Origin of the sequence: Streptosporangium sandarakinum (genome assembly GCF_013409935.1) — a bacterium.
Taxonomy (GTDB): Bacteria; Actinomycetota; Actinomycetes; order Streptosporangiales; family Streptosporangiaceae; genus Streptosporangium; species Streptosporangium nondiastaticum.
Window position 1 is genome coordinate 3,725,965 of the sequence record NZ_JACCCO010000001.1, and the last position, 23,420, is coordinate 3,749,384.

Here is a 23,420-nt window from a genome sequence, read left to right on the forward strand (position 1 = left end):
GGACGAGAAGACAAGAGGAAGAGAGGAGCGGTGTGATGGCCGAGCGTGGGAACGGATGGCCGGCGCTGCCGGTGAGCGGATGGCAGCACACCTACGACACGCTGCACATGTACGCGCAGGTGGTCGGGAAGATCTCGCTCGCCCTGCGACCGATGGTCAACCACTGGTGGCAGGTGGCGTTCCATCTCACGGCCCGGGGCCTTTCCACCGGCCCGATCCCGTACGGCGAGCGCACCTTCGAGATCTGCTTCGACCTGCTGGACCACTCCCTGCACATCGAGACCTCCGACGGAGGGAGCCGCACGATCGCGCTGGGCGGCGCGGTGCGCGACTTCTACGCCGAGGTCCTGCGCTCCCTGGCCCACCTCGGGGTGGACGTCGAGATCCGCACGATGCCGGTCGAGTTCGCCGACCCCGTACGGTTCGACCGGGACGACCGCCACTCCACCTACGAGGCGGCGCAGGTCCAGCGGTTCTGGCAGGTGCTCCTGCGGGTGGAGGAGGTCTTCGCCGAGTTCCGGGCCCGGTTCACCGGCAAGTGCAGCCCGGTGCAGTTCTACTGGGGGGCGTTCGACCTGTCCACCACCCGCTACTCCGGCCGGCCCGCCGAACCGCCGGCCGACGCCGACCCCGTCACCAGGCTGAGCTTCAACGCCGAGCAGAGCGACCTCGGCTTCTGGCCGGGCGGAACGTGGATCAACGGCGCGCGGATCGACCAGCCGGTGTTCTACTCCTACGCCTATCCCGAGCCTCCCGGCTTCCGCGACCGGTCCGTCCTGCCCGAGGCGGCCTACTATGACGACGCCTTCGGCGAGTTCGTGCTGCGCTACGACGACGTCAGGAACGCCCCCGACCCCCGCCGGGCGATCCTCGACTTCGCCCAGTCCACCTTCGAGGCCGCGGCGCGCCTGCAGGACTGGCCGGCCGAGGCGCTCCAGTGGGCCCAGCCCCCGCCCGCCGGCCGGGCCGCGGGCCGGGCGCCCGCCGCCTCGGGCTCCCGGAACGCCCGCTGACGGCACACCGCCCGCTGACGGCACACCGCCCGCTGGCGGCACGCCGTCCGCGCCGTGTCCCCGCCCGGTGGCACCCCGGCCGTGCCACCGGGCGGCCTCCGGACCCGGGCGTGCCCGGCCCGTGCGGCGTGCCCGGATCAGTCCTCGAAGGTGATGACCACCTTGACGTCGTCGGGTTCGGCGGTGAACGCCTCCGCGAACCGCTCCAGCGGCACCCGCCGGGTGATGAGCCGGCCGAGCCAGTCGCGGTCGGCCTTGGCCAGCGCCTCGGCGGCGGCGGCGTAGTGGTCGAGGTTGGCGTTGACGGACCCGATCACGGCGTCGTTCTCCAGGACGATCTCCCGGTTCAGGCCGCCCGCGTCGACCGTCAGCCGCCGCCCGGACGGGGAGACGCCCGTCAGGCAGACGATGCCGTAGGGCACCGTGGCGGTGATGGCGTCGAAGACGACCCGGCTGACCCCGGTCGCCTCGATCACGATGTCGGGCTTGACGGTGGCGGCCGCGTCGGAGAGGTCACCGGAGTGGTAGGTGGCCCCGAGGTCGGCCACGAGCCGCGGCTTGGGTCCCTCGGTGACCACGTCCAGGACGTGGACGTCCAGGCCGCGCTGCACGCCCAGCAGCGCGGCCAGCAGCCCGATCGGCCCCGCGCCGGTGACCAGCACCGCCTCCGGCTCGAACCACGACCGGCCGCCGACCTTCTCGACCTGCTCCCACGCCTTGGCGACCACGCTGGTCGGCTCCATCAGCACGCCGACCTCGCCGAGGTCCGGGTCGAGCTTGACCGCGTAGTCGGTCTCCACGGTCCAGGATCGGCTGCCGTAGCCGTCGAGATCCTTGATGCCGCGTTCGGTGTAGCGGCCGTTGCGGCACATGTCGAACTGGCCGCGCGCGCACGCGCCGCAGGGCACCGGGTCGGGGCGCCGCACCACGCCGACCACGAGGTCCCCCGCGGAGAAGCCGCTGCCGTCCGGTGCCCGCCGTACGCGGCCCAGGGACTCGTGGCCGATCACGAGGCGGTCCCGGCCGGCCGGCGCCGTGCCGTAGTCGCCGGCCGCGATCTCCCGGTCGGTCCCGCACACCCCGAGGGCGAGCGCGTCCACGAGGAGGTCGTTCTCGCCGGGCTCGGGGTCGGGGACGTCGGTCACCGCCAGCGAGTCCTTCCGCTGCGGTACGACGGTCAGGGCGCGCGTGGTCACTGGTTCCTCCTGGTGGTCCGGTCGGTGTACGGCGGGTCCGAGGCGTGCCCGGCGCCGGGTTCCTCATCGGTCCGCGCGGCGGGCTCCTCGCCGGTCCATGCGGCGCCGGGCTCCTCGTCGGTCCGCGCGGCGGCGGGTTCCTCGTCGGTCCGCGCGGCGGCGGTGAACTCGGTGAGGGCTCCGGCGAGCGCCCGCCGGGTGCCGGGCGGCAGGCGGGTCAGCGCGGCGGCGATACGGCGGCGGCGGGCGGCACGCAGGTGACCGATGGCCCGGCGGCCGGCCGCGGTGACGTCGATGCTGATCTCACGGCGGCTGTGCGGGGACAGCAGGCGGGTGAGCAGCCCGGCGTCGTCGAGCCGGGCGACCAGCCGGCCGGCGGCGGAGACCGACACGGCGAGGTGGGCGGCGAGCGCGCTGAGGTTGAGGGGGCCGTGCCGGTCGACCGCCAGCAGCACGCGCAGCTGGGTGACCGACAGGTCGCTGTCCTCGGCGACGGCGTTGAGCGTCATCTCCACCAGGGCGAGCGACGCCTCCTCGACCCGCCAGGCCTCCTCGGCCAGGCCGTTCCGGGGTCCGGCGGCGGTGTCGCGGGCTTCGTCGGTGTTCATCGCGCCTTTCTCGGGTGGGCCGCCGGTCGCGGACGCCGGGGGCTCCCGGCGGGTGCGGCCTCGGGTGACCGCCCGCGCGGCGCGTCCTCTCCGGTCCCGGGGTCGCGGCCCGCGACGGTCACCGACGTGGTGAGTTCCCCGTGCTCCACGGTTCTCACCTCCCGCCGCGAACCGGCCGCGTCCCGTCCGCCCCCGCCCGCGTCGCGTCCGCTCCCGCCTGGTCCGCACGCGTCCCGGACCCGTCCGCCCGTGTCCCCTCGGCCCGGTCCCGCCCGGCGGCGGCGAGGACCTCCGCCAGGTGCAGCGCCCGGCGGCCGGTCCCGGCCTGTTCGAGCTGGGTCCGGCAGCTGAACCCGTCGGCGAGGACCAGCGTGTCCGGCCCGGCCGCGCGCACGGCGGGAAGCAGCTCCTGCTCGGCGCAGGCCATCGACACCTCGTGGTGGCCGGCGGTGAAGCCGAAGTCCCCGGCGAGGCCGCAGCAGCCGCCGACCACGTCGAGACGGACCCCGGCGCGTTCCAGCAGGCGGCGGTCGGTGTCGTAGCCGAGTACCGAGTGGTGGTGGCAGTGCGGCTGGGAGACCGCCGTCCCGCCGATCCGCGGCGGCTCCCACCCCTCGGCGCCGGTGAGCAGCTCGGCCAGCGTGCGGGTCTGCTCCGCCAGCCGGGCCACGTCCCGGTCGTGCGGGAACAGCCCGGCGGCGTCGTCGCGGAACACGGAGGCGCAGCTCGGCTCCAGCGCGAGGATCGGCACGCCGCGGCGCAGCAGCGGGGTGAGCGCGCGCACGGTACGGCGCAGCACCCGCCGGGCCACGCCGAGTTGGCCGGTGGAGATCCAGGTCAGTCCGCAGCACAGCGTGCGGGGCGGGACGAGGACGCGGTATCCGGCCTCCTCCAGGACGTCCACCGCGGCGCGGCCGATCCGCGGGGCGAAGTTGTCGGTGAAGGTGTCGGGCCACAGCAGCACCGGCCCGCGCTCCCCGCCACCGCGCGGGCCGCGCCGCCGGTACCAGTCGCTGAAGCGGGCGCCGGCGAAGGCCGGCAGGGTCCTGGCCGGATCCACGCCGCCCAGCCGTTTGAGCAGCGCCGCCGTGCCGGGCCCGTGGGCCAGCGCGTTGGCCGCCCGCGGGGCGAGCGCGGCCAGGCGCGCCCACAGCGGCAGCCAGCCCATCGAGTAGTGGGCGGCCGGGCGGAGCCTGCGGGCGTAGTGGTGGGAGAGGAACTCGGCCTTGTAGGTGGCCATGTCGACGTTCATCGGGCAGTCGTGCTTGCAGCCCTTGCACGCCAGGCACAGGTCGAGGGCGTCCCGTACGGCCTCGGAGCGCCAGCCGTCGCCGACCGGCGAGTCGGCGTGGCCGCCGAGCATCTCGAACAGCAGCCGGGCGCGGCCCCGGGTGGAGTGCTCCTCCTCGCGGGTGGCGCGGTAGGAGGGGCACATGACGCCGCCGTCGTGCCTGCGGCACTGGCCGACGCCGACGCAGCGCATGACGGCGCGCTGGAAGCTTCCGTCGTCTTCGGGGTAGCCGAAGTGGACGCGCGGGTCGGCCGGGGTCCAGCCGGTGCCCAGCCGCAGGTTCTCGTCCACCCGGTAGGGGGCGACGATCTTCCCCGGGTTCATCCGGTCGCCGGGGTCGAACACCGCCTTGATCCGGCCGAACGCCGCCATGACCGTGTCGCCGAACATCCTGGGCAGCAACTGCCCGCGCGCCTGCCCGTCGCCGTGCTCCCCCGACAGCGACCCGCCGTAGGAGACGACCAGGTCGGCGGCCCGGCCGAGGAAGGAGGTGAAGGCGGCGATGCCGTCGGCGGTGACCAGGTCGAACGGGATGCGGGTGTGCACGCAGCCCTGCCCGAAGTGCCCGTACAGCGAGGCGGCGCCGTACCCGTGATCCTCCAGGAGCCCGCGCAGGTCCCGCAGGTAGCCGCCGAGCCGTTCCGGTGGCACGGCCGAGTCCTCCCAGCCCTCCCACGTCTCGTGCATGCCGGGGACGCGCGCGGTGGCTCCCAGCCCGGACTCGCGGAGCTCCCACAGCTGCTTCTCGGTCCTCTCGTCGTCGAAGAAGGCGACGTGCGGCTCGTGCTCGGTGCCGCCGAGGTCGTGGGTGAGGGCGCGGGCCCGCTCGTCGGCCTCGCGCTGGGAGCCGGCGCCGAAGGACACCATCAGCCAGCCGCCGCCCTCGGGCAGCCGCTTCACGGCGTCGGGGTGCATGCCCTTGCGCCGTTCGTAGTCGATCAGCTTGTCGTCCACGCCCTCCAGCTGCAGCGGACGGTGGGCGGCGATGCGCGGCACCGCGTCGGCGGCGGCGATGATGTCGTGGTAGCCGAGCAGGACGAGGCTCTCGGCGGCCGGGGCCGGCACCAGGCACAGCTCGGCCCGCAGTACGGCGACCAGCGTTCCCTCGGAGCCGACCAGCGCCCTGGCCAGGTGGAAGTCCCCGCCGGGCAGGAGCTGGTCGATGTTGTAGCCCGACACCCGCCGCGGGATGTCGGGGAAGCGGCGGCGGATCTCCCCGGCGTCGGCGGCGACGATCTCCCGCAGCTCGCGGTAGATCTCCGCCCGCCGGCCGCCCCCGGCGAGGATCCGCGCGTACTCCTCGTCATCGGTCGCGCCGACCCACATCCGCGTGCCGTCGTAGGTGAGGACCTCCAGGCGGCTGACGTTGTCGGCGGTCTTGCCGTACGCCTGCGCGGTCGATCCGCAGGAGTTGTTGCCGATCATCCCGCCGAGCGTGCACTGGGAGTGCGTGGAGGGCCGGGGCCCGAACATCAGCCCCGTCGGCGCCAGCCGCGCGTTGAGGACGTCGAGCACGATCCCCGGCTCGACGACGCAGGTCCGGGCGTCGGCGTCCACGGAGACGAGGCGGTCGCAGTACTTCGACCAGTCGATCACCACGGCGACGTTGCAGGTCTGCCCGGCCAGGCTGGTTCCGCCGCCCCGCGAGGTGACGGGCGCCCCGTGCTCCCGGCAGACCGCGATCGCCTCGGCGGCGGCCTCGACCGTGCGGGGCACCACCACGCCCAGCGGCACCTGCCGGTAGTTGGAGCCGTCGGTGGAGTAGGCGCCGCGGCTGCCGGGGTCGAACCGCACCTCGCCGTCCACCCGGGCGGTCAGGTCGCGCTCCAGGTCGCGCACCCGCACGTACGGCTGGGCCGGGCGGGCCGTGACCGGCGCCGGAACCGGGATGACCGGGCTCATCGCGCTCACCTCCCCAGTTGGGAGATCTTGTCCTTGAACAGGGTGGTGGCGATCGCCGCCCGGTGCGGCTGCCCCCTGAGGAACGCCTCGGCGAACTTGATCGCCTGGTCGTGACCGACCTTGCCGGGCATCGGCGGCTCGTTCGGGTTGACGTCCACGTCCACCAGGGCGGGACCGTCGTGCGCGAGTGCCTGCCGTACGGCCTCCTCGACGTCGCCGGGGGCCTTCACCTTGCGGCCGTAGGCGCCGCAGGAGCGCGCCCAGGCGGAGAAGTCGGAGGCCGGCTCGGCGAACCGCACGCCGTGTTCGGGGTAGCCGAGCACCATCTGCTCCCACAGGATCTGGCCGAGGGCGTTGTTGTTGTTGATCACGACTTTGATCGGCAGCCGGTGCTGCGCGGCGGTGAGGAACTCGGCCATCAGCATCGCGAAGCCGCCGTCGCCGACGAACGCGATCACCTGCCGGCCGGGGAAGGCGTGCTGCATCGCGATCGCGTACGGCAGGCCGGGCGCCATCGTGGCGAGGTTGCCCGACAGGTAGAACCGCCGGTCGCCCCGGATCGTCCAGTGCCGCGCCGCCCAGGTGGCGATCGTGCCGGAGTCGCAGGTGAGGATCGCGTCGTCGGCCGCGGCCCGGTCCACGCAGCCCATCAGGTACTGCGGGGCGATCGGGTCGCGGTCGGGCGACTCCAGGGCCGCCATGTCGGCGCGCCAGCGGTCCATCGCCCGCCGGTACTTCTCCAGGTGGCCCCGGTCGTTCTTGCGCCTCAGCAGCGGCAGCAGCGCGGCCAGCCCCTCCTTCGCGTCGCCGATCATCGGCACCTGGGTCGGCATGCGCACGCCGGCCCGCGTCGGGTCGGCCTCGATCTGCACCACGCGGACCTTGCCCGGCTCGGGCAGGTGCTTGGTGTAGGGGAAGTTGGTGCCGACCATGAACAGGGTGTCGCAGTCGTCGACGAGGTCCTCCCCGGGCCTGGTGCCCAGCAGGCCGATCCCGCCGACCGCGTAGGGCGAGTCGTCGGGGATGACGGCCTTGCCGGGCAGCGTCTTGATCACCGGGGCGCCCAGGACGTCGGCGACGGCCAGCACCTCCTCCCGCGCGTGCAGGGCGCCGGCCCCGGCCAGGATCGCCACCCGCTCGCCGGCGTTGAGCACCCGGGCGGCGGCCTCCAGGTCCTCGGGGCGCGGCATGCCGGGCGCGGGCAGGTAGACCGGCGCGGTCGCCGGGGGCCGCGCCGGGGCGACGTGCTGGTAGGGGTCGGCGTCGGCCGGGGCCACCTGCACGTCGTTGGGCAGGCACAGGTGGGCCACGCCGCGCCGGGCGTAGGCGGTGCGGATCGCGAGGTCCACCACCCCGGGAAGCTGCGCCGGGTTGTCCACGACGAGGTTGTACTCGGCGAGATCGGCGTACAGCCGGTCGAGGTGGACCTCCTGCTGGTAGCCGGTGCCCAGCACGCTGGTCTCCTGCATGCCGGTGATCGCCAGCACGGGCTGATGGTCGAGCTTGGCGTCGTAGAGGCCGTTGAGCAGGTGGATGCCACCGGGCCCGGAGGTCGCCAGGCAGACTCCGATGCGCCCGGTCGCCTTGGCGTGGGCGGTCGCCATGAACGCGGCGGCCTCCTCGTGGTGCACGAGGACGAACCGGACCCGGTCGGTGTGGCGGCGCAACCCTTCCATGATCCCGTTGATGCCGTCGCCGGGCAGGCCGAAGACGGTGTCGACTCCCCAGGCGGCCAGTCGTTCGATGAGCACTTCGGAGGCGATGTCGGTCATACATGCGAGCGTGCGCCGGGCGGGTGCCGCCAAACGTTCGCCGAATGGAAAGTCTCGCCTTTTGCCGAGATTTGCCGTTGATCAAATGTCCCGGGGATATGGCGGCCCGGCTTCCGGCGGGAGGCTACAGAGGGGGAGGCGTGATGACGGCGATCAAGGAGATACGCGCCGCGGCCTACCGGGTGCCGACCGACCGCCCGGAGGCGGACGGCACCCTGGCCTGGGACGCGACGACGCTGGTGGTGGTGGAGGCCGACGCGGAGAACACAACCGGCACCGGCTGGACCTACGCGCCCGCGGCCGCCGCGGTCTTCGTCACCGAGGCCCTGGCCGGTACGGTGGCCGGCGCCGACGCGATGGACATCCCCGCGACCTGGACGGCGATGACCCGCCGGGCGCGCAACGCCGGCCGCCCCGGGGCCGCCGGATACGCGATCTCCGCGGTGGACGTCGCCCTGTGGGACCTCAAGGCCCGGCTGCTGGGCACGCCGCTCACCCGCCTGTTCGGCGCCGCCCGCCCGGACGTGCCGGTCTACGGATCGGGCGGGTTCACCACCTACGACGACGACACCACCCGCGCGCAGCTCCGGCACTGGGCGCACGAGCTGGGCATCCCCCGCGTGAAGATCAAGATAGGTGAGTCCCGCGGCACCGCCCCCGGCCGCGACCTGCACCGCGTCGCCGTCGCCCGCGAGGCCGTCGGCCCCGGCACCGAGCTGTACGTCGACGCCAACGGCGGCTACACCGCCAAGCAGGCCGTACGGCTGGCCTCCCTCCTCGACGGCCAGGGCGTGAGCTGGTTCGAGGAGCCGGTCTCCTCCGACGACCTGGCCGGGCTGCGCCTCGTGCGCGAGCGGATCGGCGCCGACGTCGCCGCCGGCGAGTACGGGAGCGACCTGACCTACTTCACCCGGATGTGCCAGGCGGGCGCCGTGGACTGCCTGCAGATCGACGCCACCCGCTGCGGCGGCTACACCGGCTGGTTCGGCGCCGCCGCGATCGCCGCCGGGCACCATCTGGAGGTGTCCGCGCACTGCGCGCCCAACCTGCACCTGCCCGCCGCCGCGGCCACCCCCGGCCTGCGCCACGTCGAGTGGTTCCACGACCACGCGCGCATCGAGGCCGAGCTGTTCGACGGCGCCGCCGACCCCGCCGGGGGGACCGCGCGCCCCCGAGCCGACACTCCCGGCCACGGCCTGACCCTGAGGCCCGGCGCCGCCGGCCACCGCGTCGCCTGACCGGGAAGGCCACCGGGGATCGGCGGGGACACGGGACAGACCAGAAGGCGGCACGGGACGGACCGGCAGGAGGCACGGGATGCGGATCGAGGACTACGCGCTGGTCGGCGACATGCACACCGCCGCCCTGGTCGGGCGGGACGGTTCGGTGGACTGGCTGTGCCTGCCGCGCTTCGACTCCGGGGCCTGCTTCGCCGCGCTGCTGGACGGCCCGCGCGCCGGACGCTGGCTGCTGGCGCCGGCCGGCCGGGAGACCTGCACCGGACGCCGCTACCGCGGCGACACGCTGGTGCTGGAGACGACGTGGGACTCCCCGGACGGGTGCGTGCGCGTCGTGGACTTCATGCCGGCCCGCGGCGAGGCGCCCGACCTGGTGCGCGTCGTCGAGGGCGTCCGCGGCCGGGTCGAGATGCGCACCGAGCTGACACTGCGCTTCGACTACGGCCGCGTCGTGCCCTGGCTCCGCCACGAGGGCGGCCGGCTCGCCGTCGTGGCCGGCCCGGACGCCGCCTGGCTCCAGTGCCCCATCCCGCTGTGCCCCGACAAGAAGGCCCACCGGACCACCGCCGCCTTCACCGTCTCCGCCGGGGACCGGGTGCCGTTCGTGCTGACCTGGCGGGAGTCGTGGCTGCCCCGCCCCGACCGGACCGACGCCGAGGAGTCCCTGACCGCCACCGAGCGGATGTGGACCCACTGGCTCTCGGACTGCCGCTACGACGGGGAGTACGGCGAGGCCGTCCGGCGCAGCCTCCTCACCCTCAAGGCGCTGACCTACGCCCCCACCGGGGGCCTGGTCGCCGCCCCCACCACCTCCCTGCCCGAGCGGCCCGGCGGGACCCGCAACTGGGACTACCGCTACAGCTGGCTGCGGGACGCGACCTTCACCCTGCAGGCGCTGATGCACGCCGGGTACGACGACGAGGCCACCGCCTGGCGCGACTGGCTGCTGCGGGCCGTCGCCGGCGAGCCCGCCGACCTCCAGACCATGTACACCCTCGACGGCGGCCGCCGGATCCCGGAGTGGAACCCCGACTGGCTGGCCGGCTACGAGGGGGCGCAGCCGGTGCGGATCGGCAACGCCGCCTCCGCCCAGTTCCAGCTCGACGTCTACGGCGAGATCATGGACTGCCTGGAGCTGGCGCGCGACGCCGGGCTCAGGCCGAACGACGACGCGTGGGACCTCCAGCTCGTCCTCATGGACTACCTGGAGGGCGCCTGGCGCAAGCCCGACAACGGGCTGTGGGAGACGCGCGGCCCGCGCCGCGACTTCGTCCACTCCAAGGTCCTCGCGTGGGTCGCGGCGGACCGCATGATCTCCGCCGTCGAGAACCACGGCCGCGAGGGCCCCGCGGACCGCTGGCGGGCGCTGCGCGAGGAGATCCACCGGGACGTCTGCGCCCGCGGCTACGACCCCGGCCGCAACACCTTCACCCAGTACTACGGCTCGACGGGCCTGGACGCCGCGCTGCTGCTCATCCCCAGGCTCGGCTTCCTGCCGCTCGACGACCCCCGCGTCGCCGGGACGGTGGACGCGGTACGGCGCGAGCTGTGCGAGGACGGCTTCGTCCATCGCTACCGTTCCGGCACCGGGGACGTGGACGGCCTAATCGGGGGCGAGGGGGCCTTCCTCGCCTGCTCCTTCTGGCTGGCCGACGCGCTGGCCCTGCTCGGCCGCCGGGAGGAGGCCCGGGAGCTGTTCGACCGGCTGCTCGCGGTCCGCAACGACGTCGGCCTCCTCGCCGAGGAGTACGACGCCGTCCACCACCGCCAGCTCGGCAACTTCCCGCAGGCCTACAGCCACGTGTCGATCGTCAACACCGCGGTCGCGCTGGCCGGTGACAGTCGCACCCGCCGCGCCCGCGGACACCCGGGCGGCTCCTGACCCCGCCCCCGGACGGCCCGCCCCGGCCGACAGGACCGGTCCCACGTACGGCCGGCATCGGTCGTCCGGGCGCGCGGAGTCAGGGAAGTCAGATGCGGGCGGCGCCGGCCATCAGCCGTTCGCAGACGTCCAGCAGGCGGCGGCGCAGCGGCCGGGCCCGCTCGGCGAACCCCCGCTGCTCGGCGGCGTACTCGGCCCGGCCCTCGGCCGTCTCGATCCGGATGGGCCGGTAGCCCAACCGGCCCAGGTCGTACGGGCTGGCCCGCATGTCCACGGCGCGGACGTCGCGGGCCAGCTCGAAGCAGTCGGCGACCAGCTCCCCGCAGACCAGCGGCGACAGCTTGTAGGCCCACTTGTACAGGTCCATGTTGGCGTGCAGACAGCCCGGCTGCTCCAGTTCCGGCTGCCGTTCCCGCGTGGGCTGCAACGCGTTCAGCGGGCGCGCCTCGGGGGTGAAGAAGCGGAACGCGTCGTAGTGGCTGCACCGCACCCCGCGTTGCTCCACGATCCGCGCGATCTCCTCCCCGGGCAGCCGCAGCGGCCAGGCGCCGTGCCGTACCTCCTCCGCCCGGTAGACCATCGCCCACTCGTGCAGGCCGAAGCAGCCGAGGAACGCCGGCCGGGACGCGGTGGCGGCCAGCAGCCGCGCGATCCACTCGACGGAGGATCCGCGCCGGTCCATCAGCGCCGCCACGTCGAGCGTCGCCCCCTCGGGGGTGTCGACGTAGTCGCGGCCGAGGTCGCGCGCGCCCCTGAGCAGCACATCCGCGCCCGGATGCCAGCGCCGCAACCGTCCGGGCCGATGCCCGTAGTAGGTGAACAGGAAGTCCTCGACCGGGTGGGCCTCGCCCCGCGACCTGCGCGCCAGGTGCGGCGCCACCCACGCCTCGACGCGCCGCTCGTAGGCCGCCGCCCGGGCCCGCCACTCCTCCGGCTCCAGAACTTCCACCGCTGCATGGTATGCGCGCCCGGACGGCGTCCGCCGCACGGCCCGGATCCGCGCTCCCCGCGGGCCCGGGGCCCCGGCGGGCCGATGCCGCCGAGCGGGCCCTCCGGCGCCGCGCTCACGCGCCCGCGACCCCGTCATTGATTGCCGACCGTTGACCCACTCGCGTCCAGCTCCGTGATCAACGGTTCGATAACCTGGCGATCGTCACAGATAGTGACAGTGAGTGGACAGGAGGTCATATGACTGTGATCCGCCGGCTCCTTCTGGCCGGTTCCGTCTGTGCCACGCTCGCCGTCGCGGCGCCGGTCGCCGCCTCGGCGGCCGTCACCGCCCCGGCCCGTCCGACCGGCCTCACCCAGGCCGGTTTCACGGCGGGCGGCCCCGGTTGGGGCGTCCCCGGTGGTGGGTTCGTCCGTCCCGTCGGGGGCTTCTTCCCGCCCGGCGCCGGCTTCGTCCGTCCCTGGGGTGGGTTCGTCCGCCCCGTGGGCTACTGGGGTCCGCCGGTCGTCGGCGGCTACTGGGGCGGTACGGCCCTCGTCGGGGGCGTCTGCGCCCCCTCGTACTACCCCGGCTACGTCGGCTACACCGGCTACAACGCCGCGTGCTGCTGATCCGGGATCCGCTCGCGGATGACCGGAGCTGAGAAGTCCGCGTCGTCGCCCCTGTTCACCGGCGGTTCCCGCCGGTGAACAGGGTCTCCTGCCCGGTGTGCTCCGCCGGGGCGCCCGGACCGCGTCTCTCCGCCCATCCCCGCTCATCCCGGCCCACCCCGGGCCGGTCACGCCCCGGGTGTGAGGACCATCACGCCGCCGAGCGCCACCAGCGAGATGAGGACCGTCGACAGGGCGCCGAGCACGACGGCCCGGCGGCCGGTGCGCGTCAGCGCCCGCAGGTTGACCGCGGTTCCCATGGCGAACAGCGCGGCGGTGAACAGCAGGGTCTCGGCCGTCTTGAGCGGCGCCAGCCAGGCGGTGGGCAGGGCGCCGAGGCTGCGCAGCGCGACCATCGCGAGGAAGCCGGCCACGAAGAGGGGGACGATGGGCGGCTTCCCGCCCGTCCGGGGCCCGGCCGTACGGCGGCGCAGGACGCTGACGCCGGCGATGAGCGGGGCGAGCAGCACGACCCGGGTCAGCTTGACGACCACGGCCGTCGCGAGCGCCGCCGTGCCGGCCGTCTGCGCCGTGGCCACCACCTGGGCCACCTCGTGCACGCTCGCCCCGCTCCAGACGCCGAAGCTCTCCGCGGGAAGGCGCAGCATTCCCTGGAGCAGCGGAAAGGCGACGATGCAGACGGAGCCGAACAGGGTGACGAGGGCGATCGCGGTCATGACGTCCTCCTCCTCGCCGTCGGCCACCCCGTTCATCGCGGCGACCGCGGCCGCGCCACAGATGGCGAAGCCGGTGGCCACCAGCAGTGAGAGGTCGCGGCCCAGCCCGAGGCGGCGTCCGAGCCACCACGTGCCGGAGAAGGCGATGGCGACCGTCGCCACCACCAGGAGCACCACCGGAAGCCCGAGCGCGAGGACGTCCCGTACGGCGAGCTGCGCGCCGAGGAGCACGACGCCGAGCCGGAGCAGCCGTCTGGAGGTGAACGCGAGGCCGGGCCGCAGGGCCGCCGGGCACGCTCCGAGGTTCGCCATGAGGGCGCCGAGCACGACCGCCGCCATCAGCGGGCTCACGGTGGGTAGCAGGGCGTTGATCCCGGTGGCCGCCGCGACACCGGCGGCCGACACGGCGAGTCCGGGCAGGAGGGGGCGGATGCCGGTGGCGGGTGCAGGCGCGGTGGGCAGGGTCATGTCCGCATTTCTGCCAGGTGTGATGTTGGTCCGGTAGCCACCGATTTCGTGGCAGGTCATACGGTGACCGCATGAGCAACGCGCGATGGCCCGACCTGGCGAGCCTCGAACTCCTGCTCCTGGTTGCCGAGCAGGGCAGCGTCGGCAAGGCGGCCCGGCTGCACGGCATCACCCAGGCGTCCGCCAGCCGCCGGCTCGACACCCTGGAGCGGGAGCTGGGTCTGACCCTGCTGCGCCGCTCGACGACCGGCTCCCGCCTCACCCCGCAGGGCCGGATCGTCGCCGACCAGGCCCGGGTGGCGCTGGCCGCGGCGGACGGTCTGCTGGCGAGCGTCCGGGACCTCCGCCGGGAACGCGACGCGCTCGTGCGGGTGGCGGCGAGCATGACGATCGCCGAATACCTCATGCCGGGCTGGCTGGCCGCGCTCCGCCGTACCCTGCCCGGCGTCGAGGTGAGGCCGCGCGTGGTCAACTCGGACATGGTCTGCCGGCTGGCGCGGGACGGTGAGATCGACGTGGGCTTCATCGAGTCGCCGTTCCTGCCGCGGGGGCTGAGCACCCGGTACGTCGCCTACGACCGCCTCATCGTGGTGGTGGGACCCCGCCATCCCTGGGCGCGTCACCCGGTCCGTCTGCGCTTCGCCGATCTCGCGGCCACCCCGCTGGTGGTGCGGGAGCCGGGGTCGGGCACGCGCTCCGCCCTCGACCGCGTCATGGCCGGGCGGATCACCGTCCCGCCCGCGCTGGAGCTGTCCTCCAACGCCGCGGTGAAGGTGGCGGTGGAGGCCGGTGCCGCCCCGGCGGTGCTCAGCGCGCTCGCCGTCGCGGCCGAGCTCCGCGAGGGGCGGCTGGTCGAGGTCCCCGTCGCGGGGTTCGACCTGCGCCGGCCGCTGCTGGCGGTCTGGCGCAGGCGGACGCGCCTCCCCGGCGCCGCCGCCGAACTCGTCCGCCTCGCCGCCGCCTCCGGCCGGCCCGCACCATCCTCCTGACCGTGGAATCACGGGCCCGCCCGGAGTGAAAACCCTTGTTCCTCACGAAAGCCGGATAAAGCATTCGGAGGATATCGGGAAGGGTAAAGCCCCGATGGATGAAGCTTTGTTCGTGGCGCTTCAGGAAAATGTTTCGTGTGTCCATTGAATGCCCATGTCTAATGGTGTTGGCGGGGACCAGGAGCTTGGGCATGAAATATGGGCTGAACACCGGCGATTCCGCATGGGTGCTCGTCAGCTTCGCCATGGTGCTGCTCATGACGCCGGGCCTCGCCCTCTTCTACGGCGGAATGGCCCGGGCGAAGAACCTCGTCAGCGTCCTGTACATGAGCTTCGTCTCGATCGCGGTGGTGACCGTCATCTGGTTCGCCTACGGGTTCGGCCTGGCGTTCGGCGAGGACGTGGGAGGGCTCGGCCTGATCGGCTGGGGCGAGTGGGAGTTCTTCAAGACCACCCCGTCGGTCCTGCGGGGCGTCATCCCGATGTACGTCTTCTCGCTCTTCCAGCTCGTCTTCGCCATCATCACGCTCGCGCTGGTCAGCGGTTCGGTCGCCAACCGCGTCAGGCTCGGGCCCTGGATGGTCTTCGGTGCGGTCTGGGTGACCCTGGTCTACCTGCCGGTCGCCCACTGGGTGTTCTCCAGGGACGGCTGGATCAACAGGTGGGGGGTGCTGGACTTCGCCGGCGGCCTGGTCGTCGAGCTCAACTCCGGGATCGCGGGCCTGGCGCTGGCGCTGGTGCTCGGGCCGAGCCTGTCCTTCCGCCGTGAGGGGCCACCGGAGCCGAAGAACATCCCGCTGGTCATGGCGGGCATGGGGCTGCTGTGGTTCGGCTGGTTCGGGTTCAACGGCGGATCGGCCCTGACGGACGGCGCCCTGGCGGCGAACGCGGTGGTCAACACCATGATGTGCGGCTGCGTCGCGATGCTGGTCTGGATGCTGTTCGAACGGATCCGGTTCGGGCGGTTCTCCAGGCTGGGCGGCACGACCGGCGCGCTCGCCGGCCTGGTGGCCATCACCCCGGCCTGCGGGTACGTCAACCTCTTCGGCGCGACGATCATCGGAATCGTCGTCGCCGTCGTCTGCACCTACGCCGTGGAGGTCAAGACGACCGTCGGATACGACGACACCCTGGACGTCGTCGGCATCCACGGGGCCGGCGGCATCGTCGGCGTGGTGCTGCTCGGGCTCTTCGCCACCGGCAAGTACGCCAAGCCCGTCGCCGGTGTCCTCTACGGCGGCTCGGTCTCCCTGCTGGGCAAGCAGGTGGTCGCCGTCCTCGCCGTCGGCTTCTACACCTTCGTGCTCACCTACCTCATCGGCAAGGCCGTGGAAGTCCTGTTCACCTTCCGCCCGAGCCCCCGCGAGGAGACCGCGGGCCTCGACACCGAGCTGCGGATCGGATGAGACCGGCCGGCGCGGGGCCGTGACCGGCGACGGCACGCGGGGCGGCGGCCGGGCCGACGGGCCCCTGCCGTACGTGCTCGTCGCGCTCGCCTTCACGACCGGGATGATCGACGCGGTGAGCTTCCTGGACCTCGGCCAGATCTTCGTCGCCGCCATGACGGGGAACGTCATCATCCTCGGCCTCGGCCTCGGCCTCGGCCTCGGCCTCGGCCTCGGCCTCGGCCTCGGCCTCGGCCTGGCCGGTCACGGCACGCCGCTGCCCTCCGCGCTGTCGCTCATGTCCTTCGCGGCGGGAGCGGCCGGCGGCGGCAGAACCATCCTGTCGTGGCCCGGGCACCGGCACCGCGGCCTGCTGCTGGCCGCCGGCACCGCGGTCCAGACGGTGCTGGTCTGCGGCGCCTCGATCCTGGCCTCCCGGTACGGGTTCGCCGATCCCCGGGCGCGATGGCCGGTCATCATGATGCTCGCCTTCTCCCTGGGCTGGGAGTACGCGGTCGTACGTGGGATCAGGGTGTCCGACCTGAACACCACGGTCGTCACGACCACGCTCACCTCGCTGTTCGCCGAGTCCGTCGTGCCCGCCAGGCAGGGCCGGAGACTCGTCTCGATCTGCGCGCTGCTGGCCGGCGCCCTGGTCTCGGGCACGCTGCGGCGGTTGCTCTTCCCGGTGGCCCCGCTGTGGACGGCGGTCGTCATCCTCACCGGATGCACCCTGATCGCGTACGTCGCCGCCAGGCGTCCCGGCGCGGAGCGCTGGCGCTGAGGACGCCTTCCGCGGATCGGCGCGGACCCTCCTCTCCGGCGGCCGTCACACCGCCCGGCCCGGCCGTCACACCTCCCGGAACAAGACGTACAGGAGCGTGAGGACGACGAAGCCGAGCACCATGGAGACGAGCACGTTCGTCACGGCCCTGGCGTACTCACCGTCCTGGAAGAGGTGGACGGTCTCCAGCTCGAAGGTGCTGAACGTCGTCAGCGCGCCGCAGAAGCCCGTGCCGGCCAGGGCCTCCGCCCCGATCCCCACGCCAGCTCCGTGCAGCGCCCCCAGAATCCCCGCGCCCAGGAGGTTGACCGTCAGGGTCCCCACGGGAACGCCTTGCCGAACCGCCTCTTGACCGCCGCGTCGAGGACGTAACGCAGCACGGCGCCGAACGCCCCTCCGATGAGCACCAGCAGGAAGATCATGACGACGCGCCGCCTTCGGACCCGTCCGTGCGGTGCGGCACCAGCCCTCCGAGCAGGAGCCCCGCCACGATCGCGATCCAGCCGCCCACCACGCTGACCACCGCGTAGGTGACGCTCAGGTCCCAGCTCCCGGCGCGGCCGAGGGCGTGTATCCCGTCGATGAGATGGGAGAACGTGGTGAAACCGCCCAGGTAGCCGGTCACCAGCAGCGGGCGGGTGAAAGCATGCGGCCGGCCCTTGAGCAGATACGTCGTCAGCGCCCCCATGAACAGGCAGCCGAGGAGGTTCACCAGGAGGGTCCCCCAGGGAAAGCCTCCCTGCCCCCGGGCATCGCCTCGGTGATCAGATGACGCAGCAGGGCCCCGATCGCTCCTCCGACGGCGATGTCGAGGAGCGCGCCGGACCGGACCCCAGGATGGCGGGGCGGCCCCTCCTTGTGCCGGTCCAGGACGGACGCCTCGGCTCTTTCGCGGTGGAGCAGATGCCCCTCCGCCCTTCCCGGGGACTCCATGGCCTCCTCCAGGTCTTCTCGCCGTCGAGAGCGCCGGGCCGGCGTCAGCGTCCGCGCGGGGCGGGCGCCGACGCTCCCGGCAGCAGCCCGCGGACGGCGTCCAGGGCCTGCTCGAAGGCGGCCTCTACCTCGGGCGACCGCTCCCCGAGGACACGGGCCCAGGCGCCCCGCTCGCCCGGCAGGACACCGGCCCCGGCCCGCGACCCGGTGCGGGTGAGCACCTCGTGCATCGCGTCGGCCAGGACCCGCGCGGGTCGCGCCCCGGTGACGACGTACAGGGACGCCAGGACCCCGTACCGGTCCATCACCGCCGGTCCCGTCACCGCCCGTTCCCCCGGCACCAGGCGGAGCGGGTCGGCGAACAGCAGCCGCCCCGCGGTGTCGCGTACCTCGACGTCGCCGCAGTACGCCGTGTACGCGTGCCGTTCCCCCCGGGCGAGCCGGCCGGCCAGCAACGTCTCGCCCAGCACGACGGTGGAGTCGGGGTGGGCGGTGACGTCGATCCGCTGGTAGTACCGCGTGCCGCCGAACGGGATCGTCCTGTCCGGCAGGTATTCCAGGTGACCGCCGGGCCCCACGGTGAGGTGGACGAGCTGCGTGGCGTAGTCCTGCTCCATCCGGTAGAGCCGGGTGGCGCCCTGGGTGGTCAGGTGCACGGCCGCTCCCGGCCCGCAGGAGACGTCGACGCGGTAGCGGTCCCCCTGGAGGACCCCGCCTCCGGACGACATGATCATGACGTACGGCAGGCCCGGGACCTCGGGGTCACGGTAGAGCGGCCGGGTGATGTGCAGCGGCGCCTTCTGGTAGTGGCCGGTCAGCTCCGTCCGGTCACCGATCCGCTCGAACGCGAGGTCGAGGATCCCGACCTTGCCGGGACTGCCGACCGGCAGCATGTCCGGGGTGCCGGCGTGCCGCCGCACCGGTTCGGGCACCCAGCGGGGAAGGTACCACTCCGGTGAGAGGCGGTCGCCGGTCCTCCGTGAGCCGTCCACCGTCCCTACGCCGGCGAGCTGCACGCCGCTCCCGCCCGCGCCTCGATGAAGTCGACGACCTGGGGGACCCCGGTGCCGGTGAGGCAGTCGGTCAGCGCGACCGGGCCGTCGCCGCGCACCGCCCGCGCGTCCCGTTCCATGACCTTCAGGTCGGTGCGGACGTACTGAGCTATGTCGATCTTGTTGATGACCAGCAGGTCGGAGTCCGTGGTGCCCGGACCGCGCTTGCGCGGCATCTTCTCGCCCTCGGCGGTGTCCAGGACGAAGATGTACACGTCGGCCAGCACCGGGCTGAAGGTGAGCGTCAGGTTGTCGCCGCCGCTCTCGAACAGCAGCATGTCGAGGTCGGGGAAGCGGTCGAGCATCTCGGCCGCCGCCGCCAGGTTCATGGTCGGGTCGTCCCGGACCGCGGTGTGCGGGCAGGCCCCCGTCTCGACACCCACGATCCGCTCGGGGTCGAGCGTCCCGGCCAGCGTACGGCGGACGTGCTCGGCGTCCTCCTGGGTGTAGATGTCATTGGTGATCACGCCGATGCGGTGCCCCCGGGCCTGCAGGTGGGGGACCAGCGCCTCGATCAGCGCCGTCTTGCCGGATCCGACGGGGCCGCCGATCCCTACCTTGAAGACCTTCTCCAGCTCCATCTCGTTCCTCTCCCGTACGAACGGATCAGGTGGCGAACAGGCGGGCCTCCGCCCGCTCGTGCGCGGCCGAGACGACGTCGGCGAGGGGCACCGAGCCGTGCAGGTCCCGCGGATCCTCGGCGGCGAGCGCCGTCCGCGCGACCCGCGCGAGATCCGGGCGGACCTCGCGCAGCAGCCCCTGCGCGCGGCGGAAGTCGGTACGGCCCAGCCGCACCGCCGCCGCCGTCCAGCTCGCGGCGAAGGCGTACAGGTCGGCGGCGACCGCGTGCGCCACCGGCACTCCGAGCCCCGCGTAGAGCGCGCCGACCACGACCGCGTGATTGCCCGGTGTGGCCTTCTCCGCCACCAGCTCCGCCAGCCGGGCGGCCTCCGGCACCGGGAAGGCGAAGACCGCCGTGTCGAGGACCTGCCGGCCGGTCCGCACCGAGGCGGCCCGCTGCTCGCGGTTGAGCTTGATCGCGTGCAGCCGCCGGTCGACCTGGACCAGCCGCTCCCAGTCCCCCTCGCCGGCGGCGCGGTGCGCCAGCACCAGGGCCGCCGCGTCCGCCGGGCCCACCGCGTTGTACAGCAGGTCGGTCAGCAGCTCACGCAGGTTCTCCGGACCGGTGATCCGGAGCTGGACGTACCCTTCCAGCCCGTGCGACAACGTGTACATCCCGCTGGGGAAACCGGAGTCGGTGAGCTGGAACTGGGCCAGCAGCGGGTCCAGGTCGCCGGCGCCGGGAGATGCGCTCATGCCAGGAAGTACAGCCGGTTCAGCGGCAGCTTCTTGGCCGGCTCGATGTGCGCGGGCTCTCCGTCGACGGTCACCCGGTAGGTCTCGGGATCGACCTCGATCCGGGCGAGTGTGGAATTGCGAATCATGTGGCGCTTGTCGACGGTCCGGCACTGCCGTACGGGCCGGATCAGCCGCTGCAGGCCGAGCCTCTCCGGCACGCCCGCCTCGATCCCGGCGCCGGACATGAAAGTGACGCAGGTGCTCGACAGCGCCCTGCCGAAGGCCCCGTACGTGGGGCGGTAGTAGACCGGCTGCGGTGTCGGCAGGGACGCGTTCGGGTCGCCCATCTGGGCCCAGCTGATCAGGCCGCCCTTGACGATCATGGCGGGCTTGGCCCCGAAGGAGTGGATCGGCCACAGCACGATGTCGGCGAGCTTCCCGTCCTCCAGCGAACCGATCGTGTCCGCCATCCCGGAGGCGCGGGCCGGGTTGATGGTCACCTTGGCCAGGTAGCGCAGCACCCGGAAGTTGTCGTTGCGGGAGGAGTCCTCCGGCAGCGTCCCCCGCTTGTCCTTGTTGTGGTGGGCCACCTGGAAGGCCCGGGTGAACGTCTCGCCCACCCGGCCCATCGCCTGCGAGTCCGACCCGATGATGCTGATGATGCCCAGGTCGTGCAGCACGGTCTCGGCCGCGATGGTCTCGGCGCGCACCCGGCTCTCGGCGAACGCCACGTCCTCGGGCACGTCGTAGCTGAGGTGGTGGCAGACCATCGTCATGTCCAGCAGTTCGTCCACCGAGTCGGCGGTGTACGGCAGCGTCGGGTTCGTGGAGGCCGGGAGCACGTTGGGCTCGCCGGTGACCCGCAGGATGTCGGGGGCGTGCCCGCCGCCGGCGCCTTCGGAGTGGTAGGTGTGGATCGTGCGGCCGTTGATCGCGCTGATGGTGTCCTCGACGTAGCCCGCCTCGTTCAGCGTGTCGGTGTGGATGTTGATCTGGATGTCGAGCTCGTCGGCGACCGACAGCGCGCAGTCGATGACGGCGGGGGTGGTGCCCCAGTCCTCGTGCACCTTCAGGCCGCAGGCCCCGGCCCGGATCTGCTCCTCCAGCGGGGCCGGCAGGCTGCTGTTCCCCTTGCCATACACCGCGATGTTGATGGGGACGGCCTCGTAAGCCTGGAGGATGCGGGAGATGTTCCACGGGCCGGGCGTGGTGGTGCAGCCGCGGGAGCCGTCCGCCGGGCCGGTGCCGCCGCCGACCAGCGTGGTGATCCCGTTGCTCAGCGCGTGCTGGGCCTGCTGGGGGGTGAGGAAGTGGACGTGCGTGTCGATCCCTCCCGGCGTGGCGATGAGGTTCTCGCCGGAGATCACCTCGGTGCTCGCGCTGACGATCAGACGCCGGTCGACCCCGTTCTGGGTGTGCGGGTTGCCGGACTTGCCGATGCCGGCGATCTTCCCGTCCTTGACGCCGATGTCGCCCTTGACGATGCCCAGCACCGGATCCATGATCACCGCGTTGGTGATCACCAGGTCCAGGGCGACCGAGCTGTCCGAGGCCGGGTCGGCCGACATCCCGTCCCGGGCGGTCTTGCCGCCGCCGTACTGGGTCTCGTCCCCGTAGTGCCCCTCGGTGTAGTCCTTCTCCACCTCGGCGATGAGGTCGGTGTCCCCGAGATGGAACCTGTCGCCCACCGTCGGCCCGTACATCGTCGCGTACTGCTTGCGGCTCATCGTGGCCATGGCGGTTCAGCCCTTCTTCCCGGAGCTCGTGGATTTCGACTTCCCGGCCGGCTTCTCCCCGGACGCGCCGGACGTGCCGGACGCGCCGGGCTCGTCGTGGTAGCCGCGTTCGCGCATCCTCCTCAGCGCCCTGCGGTGCGCCTCGCCGGAGCGGATGCTGCCGTTGAGGAGTCCGCCGAAGCCCACCAGCCGCTGACCGCCGCCGTACTCGACCAGGGTCACCTGCTTGGTGTCCCCGGGCTCGAACCGGACGGCGGTCCCGGCGGGAATGTCCAGGCGTTTGCCGAACGCCTGGTCGCGGTCGAAGCTCAGCGCCCGGTTGACCTCGAAGAAGTGGAAGTGGGAACCGACCTGGACGGCGCGGTCGCCGGTGTTGTGGACCGTGATGGTCACCCTGGGCCGGCCGACGTTCAGCTCGATCTGTCCTTCGCCGTACATGTAAACGTCATCCGACATGGGATGCCGCCCCCTTCAGGTTCGCCGTCACCGGCACGGACGGGTCCCGATGACGATCTGTGTGGTCGTGCTCGTCGCGGTGGCCGTGACCGTGCCCGTGTTCACCGCCGTGTTCGTGGCTGTGGCCGTGTTCGTGGTGGACGGTCGCCAGCCCGTCGTCGCCGTACCGGTCCCACCGGTGTTCCGCCTCGGCCACCCGCTCGCGGACCAGCGTGGCGAGCGAGGCGGGCCCCAGGAGCGGGCCCGCGGTCCGGACGCCGGGCCGCGGGGCCACCGGAACGAACGAGGCGGGCACCAGCACGACGCCGTCGGCCCCCAGCCGCAGGCAGCGCTCCACGCCCTCGTCCACGTCCGGGTCACCGCCGATCAGCGCGACCTCCACCCAGCGCACGGAGGTGTACTGCCGCACCAGCCGCGCCACCCTGAACAGTTCCGCGTCCGGCTCGGGCCCGGCAGCGGGCGCCACCAGCAGCACCGCCTGCCGCGGCGGCCCGTCGCGCAGCGCCCGGGTCACCGCACCCCTGATCCAGCCGACCAGATGCCCGGTCGTGCCCAGCGGCCCGGCCAGCAGCAGGTCCCCCGGCGCACGCTCACGAGCCGCCCACCTCAGGGTCTGCGCGACGACGGCCGGCAGTTCCGGGTCCCGCCCGAGCGTCATCGGCACCGCCACGATCCGGTCGCGGCCGACGAGCGCGGCGTGCAGGTCGCGGCCCACGGCGCGGACCTCGGGACCTCCCGGTCCCACCGGGCCGGGCAGGCACCGGCCGTCCCGGCTCTCGTGCCCGCCGACCAGCAGGACCCTGCGACGGTCCGGCCTCACTTCCCGCCCACCGGGTCGTGGCAGGAGACCAGTTTGGTGCCGTCGTCGAAGACCGCCTCCACCTGGATCAGCTTCAGCATGCCGCGCACACCGGGCAGGACGTCGTCGGGCCCGACGATCTGCTTGCCCAGCTCCATGCACTCCGCGACGGTCTTGCCGTCCCGGGCCGCCTCCACGATCGCCGAGCTGATCAGCGCCACCGCCTCGGCGTAGTTGAGCTTCAGGCCCCGATCCCGGCGTTGCTGCGCCATCTGCGCGACGGTGAAAATGACCAGCTTGTCCATTTCCCGCGGTGTGAGGTTCATCGGTGGTCCTTTCCG

23 protein-coding genes are annotated in these 23,420 nt (G+C 73.2%); 7 read left to right on the plus strand and 16 right to left on the minus strand.

Features of this window, described 5'->3' with window-relative positions; translation table 11 throughout:
- Window positions 1-35 precede the first annotated feature (35 nt).
- Window positions 36-1,013, plus strand: coding sequence for a DUF5996 family protein (locus HDA43_RS16865; RefSeq protein ID WP_179821842.1), 978 nt, complete (start codon window positions 36-38; stop codon window positions 1,011-1,013).
- 137 nt (window positions 1,014-1,150) lie between these two features.
- Here the strand turns inward: HDA43_RS16865 and HDA43_RS16870 are convergent, their stop codons facing one another.
- The 4 genes from HDA43_RS16870 to HDA43_RS16885 all read right to left on the minus strand — a co-directional run bounded on the left by HDA43_RS16870 (window position 1,151) and on the right by HDA43_RS16885 (window position 7,782).
- Entirely contained in the window at window positions 1,151-2,209 is a 1,059-nt protein-coding gene (locus HDA43_RS16870) for a glucose 1-dehydrogenase (protein WP_179821845.1), read from the minus strand.
- A complete protein-coding gene (locus HDA43_RS16875; protein ID WP_179821848.1) occupies window positions 2,206-2,817 on the minus strand; it encodes a MarR family winged helix-turn-helix transcriptional regulator in 612 nt (203 codons plus the stop codon). The genes HDA43_RS16870 and HDA43_RS16875 overlap by 4 nt, the downstream gene beginning before the upstream one ends.
- 154 nt (window positions 2,818-2,971) lie before the next feature.
- The gene (locus tag HDA43_RS16880; protein WP_179821850.1) at window positions 2,972-6,010 is read right to left on the minus strand and encodes an FAD-binding and (Fe-S)-binding domain-containing protein; all 3,039 of its coding nucleotides are present in this window, start codon (window positions 6,008-6,010) and stop codon (window positions 2,972-2,974) included.
- 5 nt (window positions 6,011-6,015) lie between these two features.
- Complete coding sequence (locus HDA43_RS16885) at window positions 6,016-7,782, minus strand: thiamine pyrophosphate-dependent enzyme (RefSeq protein WP_179821852.1); 1,767 nt, start codon at window positions 7,780-7,782, stop codon at window positions 6,016-6,018.
- Window positions 7,783-7,925: 143 nt separating this feature from the next.
- Here HDA43_RS16885 and HDA43_RS16890 point away from each other — a divergent pair, with 143 nt between their 5' ends.
- Both HDA43_RS16890 and HDA43_RS16895 read left to right on the plus strand, forming a co-directional pair.
- Entirely contained in the window at window positions 7,926-9,020 is a 1,095-nt protein-coding gene (locus HDA43_RS16890) for an enolase C-terminal domain-like protein (RefSeq protein ID WP_179821855.1), read from the plus strand.
- 79 nt (window positions 9,021-9,099) lie between these two features.
- Window positions 9,100-10,902 (plus strand): glycoside hydrolase family 15 protein, encoded by a 1,803-nt coding sequence (locus HDA43_RS16895; protein ID WP_179821857.1) that lies wholly within the window; start codon window positions 9,100-9,102, stop codon window positions 10,900-10,902.
- Between the two features lie 88 nt (window positions 10,903-10,990).
- Here HDA43_RS16895 and HDA43_RS16900 read toward each other — a convergent pair whose 3' ends face one another.
- Entirely contained in the window at window positions 10,991-11,851 is an 861-nt protein-coding gene (locus HDA43_RS16900) for a 3-methyladenine DNA glycosylase (RefSeq protein WP_179821859.1), read from the minus strand.
- 239 nt (window positions 11,852-12,090) lie between these two features.
- Here HDA43_RS16900 and HDA43_RS16905 point away from each other — a divergent pair, with 239 nt between their 5' ends.
- A complete protein-coding gene (locus HDA43_RS16905) occupies window positions 12,091-12,462 on the plus strand; it encodes a hypothetical protein (protein ID WP_179821860.1) in 372 nt (123 codons plus the stop codon).
- A gap of 167 nt (window positions 12,463-12,629) precedes the next feature.
- Here HDA43_RS16905 and HDA43_RS16910 read toward each other — a convergent pair whose 3' ends face one another.
- Complete coding sequence (locus tag HDA43_RS16910; RefSeq protein ID WP_179821862.1) at window positions 12,630-13,646, minus strand: YeiH family protein; 1,017 nt, start codon at window positions 13,644-13,646, stop codon at window positions 12,630-12,632.
- Between the two features lie 71 nt (window positions 13,647-13,717).
- Between HDA43_RS16910 and HDA43_RS16915 the strand changes: the two genes are divergently transcribed.
- The 3 genes from HDA43_RS16915 (at window position 13,718) to HDA43_RS16925 (ending at window position 16,804) form a co-directional block, all read left to right on the plus strand.
- Window positions 13,718-14,635 (plus strand): LysR family transcriptional regulator, encoded by a 918-nt coding sequence (locus HDA43_RS16915; protein ID WP_179821864.1) that lies wholly within the window; start codon window positions 13,718-13,720, stop codon window positions 14,633-14,635.
- Window positions 14,636-14,826: 191 nt separating this feature from the next.
- On the plus strand, window positions 14,827-16,041 hold the full coding sequence (locus HDA43_RS16920) for an ammonium transporter (protein WP_179821866.1): 1,215 nt from the start codon (window positions 14,827-14,829) through the stop codon (window positions 16,039-16,041).
- A gap of 19 nt (window positions 16,042-16,060) precedes the next feature.
- The gene (locus HDA43_RS16925; RefSeq protein WP_179821869.1) at window positions 16,061-16,804 is read left to right on the plus strand and encodes a YoaK family protein; all 744 of its coding nucleotides are present in this window, start codon (window positions 16,061-16,063) and stop codon (window positions 16,802-16,804) included.
- A gap of 66 nt (window positions 16,805-16,870) precedes the next feature.
- Here HDA43_RS16925 and HDA43_RS16930 read toward each other — a convergent pair whose 3' ends face one another.
- The 10 genes from HDA43_RS16930 to HDA43_RS16970 form a co-directional block, all read right to left on the minus strand.
- On the minus strand, window positions 16,871-17,128 hold the full coding sequence (locus HDA43_RS16930; RefSeq protein WP_312873324.1) for a fluoride efflux transporter FluC: 258 nt from the start codon (window positions 17,126-17,128) through the stop codon (window positions 16,871-16,873).
- Between the two features lie 94 nt (window positions 17,129-17,222).
- Window positions 17,223-17,516: a fluoride efflux transporter FluC gene (locus HDA43_RS16935; protein WP_179821871.1), complete on the minus strand. Its 294-nt coding sequence runs from the start codon at window positions 17,514-17,516 to the stop codon at window positions 17,223-17,225.
- Window positions 17,513-17,737 carry a FluC/FEX family fluoride channel gene (locus HDA43_RS16940; RefSeq protein ID WP_179821873.1) on the minus strand — a complete coding sequence of 75 codons (225 nt, stop codon included), beginning with the start codon at window positions 17,735-17,737 and terminating at the stop codon, window positions 17,513-17,515. Before HDA43_RS16940 ends, HDA43_RS16935 begins: the two co-directional genes overlap by 4 nt.
- A gap of 44 nt (window positions 17,738-17,781) precedes the next feature.
- Window positions 17,782-18,669, minus strand: coding sequence for an urease accessory protein UreD (locus HDA43_RS16945; protein ID WP_312873326.1), 888 nt, complete (start codon window positions 18,667-18,669; stop codon window positions 17,782-17,784).
- 65 nt (window positions 18,670-18,734) lie between these two features.
- Entirely contained in the window at window positions 18,735-19,370 is a 636-nt protein-coding gene (gene ureG, locus HDA43_RS16950; protein ID WP_179821875.1) for an urease accessory protein UreG, read from the minus strand.
- A gap of 25 nt (window positions 19,371-19,395) precedes the next feature.
- Window positions 19,396-20,106: an urease accessory protein UreF gene (locus tag HDA43_RS16955; RefSeq protein WP_179821877.1), complete on the minus strand. Its 711-nt coding sequence runs from the start codon at window positions 20,104-20,106 to the stop codon at window positions 19,396-19,398.
- Window positions 20,103-21,824 carry an urease subunit alpha gene (gene ureC / locus HDA43_RS16960; RefSeq protein WP_246424009.1) on the minus strand — a complete coding sequence of 574 codons (1,722 nt, stop codon included), beginning with the start codon at window positions 21,822-21,824 and terminating at the stop codon, window positions 20,103-20,105. Before ureC ends, HDA43_RS16955 begins: the two co-directional genes overlap by 4 nt.
- Before the next feature lie 6 nt (window positions 21,825-21,830).
- Entirely contained in the window at window positions 21,831-22,280 is a 450-nt protein-coding gene (gene ureB, locus HDA43_RS35085) for an urease subunit beta (RefSeq protein ID WP_246424010.1), read from the minus strand.
- On the minus strand, window positions 22,270-23,100 hold the full coding sequence (locus HDA43_RS16965; protein WP_179821879.1) for a sirohydrochlorin chelatase: 831 nt from the start codon (window positions 23,098-23,100) through the stop codon (window positions 22,270-22,272). The genes ureB and HDA43_RS16965 overlap by 11 nt, the downstream gene beginning before the upstream one ends.
- Entirely contained in the window at window positions 23,097-23,405 is a 309-nt protein-coding gene (locus HDA43_RS16970; protein WP_179821880.1) for an urease subunit gamma, read from the minus strand. The genes HDA43_RS16965 and HDA43_RS16970 overlap by 4 nt, the downstream gene beginning before the upstream one ends.
- Window positions 23,406-23,420: the final 15 nt, after the last annotated feature.

Coding starts and splice junctions, on each gene's coding strand:
- HDA43_RS16910 (WP_179821862.1), bottom strand. CDS start 13,646: ATGACCCTGCCCACCGCGCCTGCACCCGCCACCGGCATCCGCCCCCTC.
- HDA43_RS16865 (WP_179821842.1), top strand. CDS start 36: ATGGCCGAGCGTGGGAACGGATGGCCGGCGCTGCCGGTGAGCGGATGG.
- HDA43_RS16890 (WP_179821855.1), top strand. CDS start 7,926: ATGACGGCGATCAAGGAGATACGCGCCGCGGCCTACCGGGTGCCGACC.
- HDA43_RS16915 (WP_179821864.1), top strand. CDS start 13,718: ATGAGCAACGCGCGATGGCCCGACCTGGCGAGCCTCGAACTCCTGCTC.
- ureG (WP_179821875.1), bottom strand. CDS start 19,370: ATGGAGCTGGAGAAGGTCTTCAAGGTAGGGATCGGCGGCCCCGTCGGA.
- HDA43_RS16955 (WP_179821877.1), bottom strand. CDS start 20,106: ATGAGCGCATCTCCCGGCGCCGGCGACCTGGACCCGCTGCTGGCCCAG.
- HDA43_RS16905 (WP_179821860.1), top strand. CDS start 12,091: ATGACTGTGATCCGCCGGCTCCTTCTGGCCGGTTCCGTCTGTGCCACG.
- HDA43_RS16875 (WP_179821848.1), bottom strand. CDS start 2,817: ATGAACACCGACGAAGCCCGCGACACCGCCGCCGGACCCCGGAACGGC.
- HDA43_RS16880 (WP_179821850.1), bottom strand. CDS start 6,010: ATGAGCCCGGTCATCCCGGTTCCGGCGCCGGTCACGGCCCGCCCGGCC.
- HDA43_RS16895 (WP_179821857.1), top strand. CDS start 9,100: ATGCGGATCGAGGACTACGCGCTGGTCGGCGACATGCACACCGCCGCC.
- HDA43_RS16970 (WP_179821880.1), bottom strand. CDS start 23,405: ATGAACCTCACACCGCGGGAAATGGACAAGCTGGTCATTTTCACCGTC.
- ureC (WP_246424009.1), bottom strand. CDS start 21,824: ATGGCCACGATGAGCCGCAAGCAGTACGCGACGATGTACGGGCCGACG.
- HDA43_RS16920 (WP_179821866.1), top strand. CDS start 14,827: ATGAAATATGGGCTGAACACCGGCGATTCCGCATGGGTGCTCGTCAGC.
- HDA43_RS16940 (WP_179821873.1), bottom strand. CDS start 17,737: ATGGAGTCCCCGGGAAGGGCGGAGGGGCATCTGCTCCACCGCGAAAGA.
- HDA43_RS16885 (WP_179821852.1), bottom strand. CDS start 7,782: ATGACCGACATCGCCTCCGAAGTGCTCATCGAACGACTGGCCGCCTGG.
- ureB (WP_246424010.1), bottom strand. CDS start 22,280: ATGTCGGATGACGTTTACATGTACGGCGAAGGACAGATCGAGCTGAAC.